Source organism: Planktotalea frisia (assembly GCF_001890925.1).
GTDB classification, from domain to species: domain Bacteria; phylum Pseudomonadota; class Alphaproteobacteria; order Rhodobacterales; family Rhodobacteraceae; genus Planktotalea; species Planktotalea frisia.
Map to the genome: position 1 here is coordinate 1 of NZ_MLCB01000044.1, position 6,765 is coordinate 6,765.

At 53.1% G+C, this 6,765-nt stretch carries 7 protein-coding genes and 1 tRNA gene; 3 read left to right on the plus strand and 5 right to left on the minus strand.

Going from position 1 to position 6,765, the window contains the following annotated elements; all coding sequences use genetic code 11:
* Positions 1-116 precede the first annotated feature (116 nt).
* Positions 117-1,028 (minus strand): LysR family transcriptional regulator, encoded by a 912-nt coding sequence (locus tag PFRI_RS02595; protein ID WP_072629198.1) that lies wholly within the window; start codon positions 1,026-1,028, stop codon positions 117-119.
* Between the two features lie 212 nt (positions 1,029-1,240).
* Between PFRI_RS02595 and PFRI_RS21600 the strand changes: the two genes are divergently transcribed.
* Entirely contained in the window at positions 1,241-1,384 is a 144-nt protein-coding gene (locus tag PFRI_RS21600) for a DUF1127 domain-containing protein (RefSeq protein ID WP_245812235.1), read from the plus strand.
* The gene (locus PFRI_RS02605; RefSeq protein ID WP_072629199.1) at positions 1,374-1,589 is read left to right on the plus strand and encodes a DUF1127 domain-containing protein; all 216 of its coding nucleotides are present in this window, start codon (positions 1,374-1,376) and stop codon (positions 1,587-1,589) included. Before PFRI_RS21600 ends, PFRI_RS02605 begins: the two co-directional genes overlap by 11 nt.
* Positions 1,590-1,981: 392 nt before the next feature.
* On the opposite strand, the gene PFRI_RS02610 is transcribed toward PFRI_RS02605, so the two are convergent.
* Genes PFRI_RS02610 through PFRI_RS02620 form a run of 3 tightly spaced genes read right to left on the minus strand, consistent with a single transcriptional unit; the run spans position 1,982 to position 4,591 of the window.
* Entirely contained in the window at positions 1,982-2,740 is a 759-nt protein-coding gene (locus tag PFRI_RS02610; protein ID WP_072629200.1) for an ABC transporter permease, read from the minus strand.
* The gene (locus PFRI_RS02615) at positions 2,740-3,531 is read right to left on the minus strand and encodes an ABC transporter ATP-binding protein (RefSeq protein ID WP_072629203.1); all 792 of its coding nucleotides are present in this window, start codon (positions 3,529-3,531) and stop codon (positions 2,740-2,742) included. The genes PFRI_RS02610 and PFRI_RS02615 overlap by 1 nt, the downstream gene beginning before the upstream one ends.
* 52 nt (positions 3,532-3,583) lie before the next feature.
* Positions 3,584-4,591 carry an ABC transporter substrate-binding protein gene (locus PFRI_RS02620; protein WP_072629201.1) on the minus strand — a complete coding sequence of 336 codons (1,008 nt, stop codon included), beginning with the start codon at positions 4,589-4,591 and terminating at the stop codon, positions 3,584-3,586.
* 452 nt (positions 4,592-5,043) lie between these two features.
* Between PFRI_RS02620 and PFRI_RS21945 the strand changes: the two genes are divergently transcribed.
* Positions 5,044-6,642, plus strand: a complete 1,599-nt coding sequence (locus PFRI_RS21945; RefSeq protein WP_425439436.1) for a recombinase family protein — start codon at positions 5,044-5,046, stop codon at positions 6,640-6,642.
* On the opposite strand, the gene PFRI_RS02640 is transcribed toward PFRI_RS21945, so the two are convergent.
* Positions 6,599-6,675 (minus strand) — tRNA-Met (locus tag PFRI_RS02640). The two genes, PFRI_RS21945 and PFRI_RS02640, sit on opposite strands and share 44 nt — an antisense overlap.
* Positions 6,676-6,765: the final 90 nt, after the last annotated feature.

Sequence of the window (6,765 nt, forward strand, 5' to 3'; positions counted from 1 at the left end):
GATGGTTGAGCAAACTCTACATTAAACTGAGGGAAGTTTCGGGGGGCAGGTCACAAACCAAACAGAAACTCGGATCGCTACCTCTTTCTTACTCTTCGATTATTTTTCCGGACCGGTCACCCCGTCATCTGACAGTCTTGAACCTTCCGAAATCGCCGTACCAAAAAATCCACAAACGCGCGCGTTTTGGGCGCAAGATTGCGTTTCTCGGGAAACATCACGACGATATCTGTGCTTGGCGCTGCATACTTCGGCATGATCTGGACAAGCTCGCCTGATTGGAACTTTCGACTTGCCATGTAACAGGGCAGTCGCGAGATTCCGATCCCAGCAAGTGCCGCTCGAAAGACAACATCTGTGCTATTTCCCTCAAATCTGCCTTGTGCTTCGAATCCTTCACAATTGTTCTGATTTCCTTCATTCCATACGTTTCTTCGGCTGTTTCCGGTAATCCTCAGACAATTGTGGTGGGGCAAATCGGCAAAACTTTTTGGGACGCCTGAACGCTCAAGGTAGCTCGGTGCGGCACACAGCACCCTGCGGCTCTGCATGATGCGCCTGACAACAATATCAGGATTCTTGCGCTGTTCGGCAAAGCAAATGGCTGCATCAAACCCTTCACTTTGAAGGTCGATCTCGCGATCCTTCAGATCCAAAGCCACTTGGACCTCTGGGTTTTCATCCATGAAGGCAGGCAATGCAGGAATCAGCTGGGATTTTCCAAAGGCGACGGTAGATGCAACTTTGAGTGTGCCACGCGGGATGCCGTCGAGGTTATGGATCATCGCTTCGGCCTCTTTGAACTTTTCAGCCATTGCTCTGCATTTTTCATAGAAATCCCTGCCTTCTTGCGTTGGCGAAATACCGGTTCTCGTCCGATTCAGCAGGCGGTAATGTACCTGATCTTCCAGAAGGCCAATCTGCTTGCTGACGGCTGAAGGCGTTTGTCCCATCGATCTTGCGGCCGCAGAAATGCTTCCCTGGTCCACCACGGTCACGAAAATTAGCATCTGTGCCGAAATATCCATCTTATATCGCCTACCTGTTCCCATCTGGCATGGGTCCATTGCCAAATCGACTAATTGTGAGCGCTACCAAACACGCGTACCTCTGCGGTGCAGCATAAATTCTGCACTGCAGCAAGAGACGAAGAACTATCATGGCAATAACACGATCAAACAGTGGGCTAGATGCCGTTTTCGATGCTGGCCGCACGTTCTTTCATCAAAAACTGGACGATATTCAAAAGGCGCATGCCAAACGCAGGGTTTATCGCGCCACCTATCATGAGCTCTGGGTCCTCTCGGACCGAGACCTGAGGGATCTTGGCATCCCGCGGAGCAACATCAAAAACCTAGCAATGGAGGCGGCTTATGGCTGTTAGCACCCAAACACACAATCTCGCGTTCACATCCTCACTTGCGATTTTGGCAAGGCTTGGGGTGAAAGCAAAATCTGGTTTGAGGGCGATGCAGACGGCCCGGATGCAGTCGACGCTTTCAAGCATGAGCGATCATCAGCTTGCGCAGATCGGCATATCGCGATCCGATATCCCGAAATACGCCGCAAAGCTCATGGAGAACGAATAACGGTTCAGTCCGCAAAGGCTGAAAGATCCTTGAAAAGTGCTGGTTCTCGCTCCTCCCAGAGTAAGTCAGCACGAGCCGCGGCGAAAACTCCACAGGGAGCGCCAACGCAAGGCCAGCATCCTCAAATCTCCTCCCGAGGGTGCTGGCCCAAACAATGTTTCCAGGCAGAAGCCCTGCAAAATAATTGATAGGGGAATCCCACAACTTCTAACCGTCCGTCATCTTCATTCAGGCGATGAGGAAGATTATTGTAGCCATTTTCTTCGGCTGGATGTCCAAACGCGGGGGGGCGCGATTCTGCGGAAGTGTTAATGATGCTAGTGTCTTTATGTACGCTCAGAAACACCCTTCGCTTAGATTATATTGCGTTTGGCGCTCTTATCGGCGGGCACTTAATTGCCTTCCCTGTCAGCCCAACCTGCGAACACGCGCTCTAGAAAAATAACGGCGTAATATAAAATGATACCAAGAAATGCGAGCGCGATAAGGACTGCAAACATCAGTGGGTAGTCCCCATTGGTTTCGCCTGACTTGAACAATGCGCCAAGGCCACGCCCGTGCGGGCTCACAATTTCCACGAGGTTCGTGCCGATGAACGCTAGCGTGGCCGAAACTTTCAATGCGCCAAAGAACTCTGGCAGCGTCTTAGGCAGAGCGATTTTTCGAAAAATCGTGAACTTCGACGCGCCAAGCGCGCGCAGGATGTCACGGTATTCAGGTTCCAATGTGGACAGGCCAATCCCGACAGAGACGGCGATGGGAAAGAACGAGATCATGAAGGCCATTAGGATCGTGTTGAAATCATGCTGCCCGATGAAAATAAGAGAGATAACAGGTACTAATGTCGCCTTGGGGATTGCGTTAAACCCGATCAGCAATGGATACAGTGCGTCGCGCGCGAGTTTCGAGAACCCGATGATCATGCCAATCAAGGTGCCAACGATCACAGCAAGAAACAGCCCGACAATGGTGCGCCAAAGGGTCTGCCATCCCATGACGAAGAACAATTCCTTATACTTCCAGAATGCGGGCGGCAGATCTGACGGGGACGCCATTTTGTAGTTCGGCCAACCGTTAGCCCAAACCAACAGTTCCCAAAGGCCCAGAAAGATTAAGATGGCAATGACTGGGGTAGCAATTTTGCGAAACATCAGGCTTGCCCTTCCACATCGCGGCCTTGGGCGATTTTGATCTGATCGCGCAGAACATGGAGCATGTCTGCGGCCTTTGGGGTGAACAGAACGTCCAATGTGCGGTCGGCGGGCAGATCCACGTCCATCACATATTGTGTGCGCGCGGGGCGGCCTGATAGCACAATCACCTGATCGCCCAGAAACACGCTTTCGCGCAGGTCATGCGTAATGAGCACAGCAGTGAAGGGCTCTGCGGCACGCAGGTCTCGCATGGTTTGCCACAGGTCTTCGCGGGTAAATGCATCCAAAGCCCCGAACGGTTCATCAAGGATGAGGACTTCAGGCTTGTGCACAATAGACCGGCAAAGCGATGCGCGTTGACGCATGCCGCCTGACAATTCTGACGGACGTTTGCCCTCAAACCCAGTTAGGCCAACCATATCCAAAAGCTCCATAGCGCGGGCGATGCGGTCCTTTCTGGGCATCGTAGGCGCCACGATTTCAAGAGGGAGGATCACGTTGTCCAAAATGGTGCGCCATTCCAGAAGCACAGGGTTTTGAAACGCCATCCCCACGGTTTTGCGCGGACCAGTGACACGTTCGCCGTGCAGCCAGACCTCGCCCTCATCAGGTTTCATCAAACCGGCCACAAGTCTTGTAAGCGTGGATTTCCCACACCCCGATGGGCCGACGACGGCCGCAAAAGTGCCTGAGGGCACAGCGACATCCAAACCGTCGAGCACGGGCAAAGGCCCGCTTGCGGTCTGGTAGGCGTGCCGTGCGCCTTTAATTTCTATGAGGTTTTCGATGCTATTGCCTTTAGTTGTAAATGGGGCCGCCAAAGAAGCGACCCCGCTTTTCTTATTGCAACATCAGGCTGCCGTCATCCGGCAAGTAGCTGCCATCAAAATACAGCGCAGCATCCGGTTCGGATTGAAACTCGTAAACCGATTTTGTTTGCTCAATCGCGTTGGCCATGCGGGCTGCATCAATGCCGCCCATGCCGTTTTCTTTCACATAGTCGGTCAAGACGTTCCCATCGATGGCCATTTGCAAACGCTCGGTTTCAAGGCCAGCGTCGGCGGCAGGGTTACGTTCCATCAAGGCCGCAATGGCCGCATCAGGTGTGGCGATGGCATCTTTCCAACCCATTGCGACCGCGCCAAGGAAGGCTGTGACCGCTTCAGGGTTTGCCTCGGCGAAGTCTGTGTTGACGATAATGGCGTTGCCATAAAGGTCAACACCGTAGTCGGCCATCAGCATCACTGAAATGTCGTCATCTGGCACGCCCAGACGTTTCAGGTTCAGCGTGGATGAAAACGAAAAGCCTGTAATTGCGGCAACGTTGCCTTCGGCCAGCATCGGTTCGCGCGTCGGGAAGCCCACGGGTTCAACCGTGATGGCATCCACATCAATACCGGTTTCAGCGGCAAAGATGGGAAACTGTGCCCATGCTCCATCTGGGGGCGGTGCACCAAGGATTTTACCCTCAAGGTCAGATGGTTCCGTCACGCCAAGGGACTCGCGTCCAACAATGGCGAACGGAGGCTTGTCATAAACCATCATCACCGCCGTCACGGGGGCGTCAGGGTTCTGGTCAAGAAAGCGCATCAGTGAATTTATGTCGGCAAACCCGATTGGGAACGCACCAGTTGCCACCTTAGGAATTGCGTCCAAAGATCCAGCGCCCTCACTTATCGTCACGGTTAGGCCGGCATCGGAAAAATAACCTGCATCTAAGGCGTGAAAGTAAGGTGCGGACGGTCCTTCAAACTTCCAATCCAGCGCGAATGGAAGGTCTGTTTCCGCCATCAGGGGAGTGCCAAGTGCTGCGATCAGCGCAGCCGGCAGTGCTTTGTTAAAAAACATCGTTCATCCTTCAGATTCTGAGTACATTTGCGACTCGTGTGAGCCCGATTTTGACAACATCACTTTGGAAGTTCCCAGATGAGGTCACATCAAAATTGTAGGGCCATCGTTTTAGCGCAAAAATTAACCATCAAGCCCCGTGTCCGTCTGTTTTTTTAAGCAGTCAGTTAAACCCGTAAAAAGTAACTAAAAATGCAAGATCCGATTTGCGATACTCGGTGCAAACCCGTCCTCTAAAACGAGCCGATTAACACGAAGGCTAGATCCCTTCCTTTGTAAAGCAGCCCGTCGCTGATTGCGCGCAGGCAATTGTTGGAGATCGATCCAAATACCTCTTCGTCCGCCTCTCGTTGGTTCCAGCATCGCGCAGCGAAAGTAAAAGTAGGGTTTGGCCCAAAATGTCTCGATTTAACAACCGCTTTGGTGACACGTGCTGCTTAGCATCGACATGCATGCCGCCCGCGCGAGCAAGTGCTGCGAGACAGGGCCTAGAAGTCGTCGAGGTGTTTTCAGACAAGGCAACCTCCGGGGCCAGCTTGATGCGCAGCGGTATTCAACACCTGTTGAGGTTATCTGCCGCCGGACAATTCGACGTTGTTATCTCCGAAGCGCTTGACCGCCTGTCCCGCAATCAAGCGGACATCGCGTCCATTTATCAAAAGCTAGAATTCCAATCTGTGATGATTGAAACGGTCAGCGAAGGCTCTGTCTCAGAGATGCACATTGGCCTTAAAGGCACAATGAACTCCCTGTTCATCAAAGACCTTGCCGCCAAGACGCATCGAGGCCTAAAGCGCCGCGCACTCGCAGGAAAGTCCGCAGGCGGCAAAGCATATGGGTATAAGAATGTAATCAAGCTCAGCCCCAATGGCGAGGCCATCCGCGGAGACCGCACGCTCGACACGCAAGAAGCCAAGACTATCCGGCGTATTTTTAGGGACTATGCAAATGGCATTTCTCCGAAGAAGATCGCCGAAGCCCTCAACGCTGAACAAATCCCGGGCCCTTCTGGCAGGGGCTGGGGCGCATCCACCCTGCACGGCAACCGAGAACACGGCACGGGCATCTTGAACAACGAACTCTACATCGGTCGCCAGATCTGGAACCGCCTGACCTACGCCAAAGATCCGGATACGGGCAAACGCGTATCGCGCCTCAACCCGCAAGATGAATGGGTCATTTCGGATGTCCCAGAGATGCGCATCATCGAGCAATCGCTCTGGGACGCAGCTAAAGCCCGCCAAGGTGCGCTGAAGACCAAAAACACTGGCGACAACATCTGGGACCGGCGCCGCTCGCGGACACTGTTTTCAGGATTGTTGAAGTGCGGCTGCTGCGGAGGCGGCTTCTCAAAGGTATCCCAAACCCAGTTTGGCTGCTCGACTGCTCGCAACAAAGGCAAAGCGCTCTGCACAAACAAGCTCACGATTTCTCAGACCGATCTGGAAGAACGCGTTCTAAATGCCCTCCATGACAACCTGATGGATCAAGACCTGTTGGAGGTCTTCTGCAAGGAATACGCCAAGGAGCGGAACCGTCTAAATGCCCAAGCCGAACAAGGACGCAGTGCCCTCGAGAAGGAACTGGCCACCGTCAACCGCGACCACAGTAAACTCGTAGATGCCATCATCGCAGGCATTCCTGCGGATCAGGTGAAGGACAAGATGCAGGCGCTTTCAGAGCGTCGCAAGGCCTTGGAGGCGCAGCTTGCGCAGGCACCTGCCCCCGATCCCATCCATATTTACCCAAAGATGGCGACGACGTATCAGACACGTGTCCGGTCATTGATTTCAGGTTTGAATAAAGTGGAAGAGATGCAAGAAGCACAGGAAGCGTTGCGAGGGCTTGTTGACCAGATCGTTCTTCAACCGTCACCTGAGACAGGCAAACTGGACATCCTTCTTGAGGGTGCTCTGTCCGGTCTTTTGACGCTTGCTTTGGGTGTCAAACGCAAAGACGGCCTGAGCGTAAAAACTCAAGCCGTTGATAATATTGAGGAATTAGTGTTGGTTGCGGGAGTAGGATTTGAACCTACGACCTTCAGGTTATGAGCCTGACGAGCTACCGGGCTGCTCCATCCCGCGCCATACCCTAAAGTTAGGGAAACGCTTTCGCAAACGACCGTAATATGGAGAAAGTTTTGATTATTTGGATTGGCGGTGACCTACTCTCCC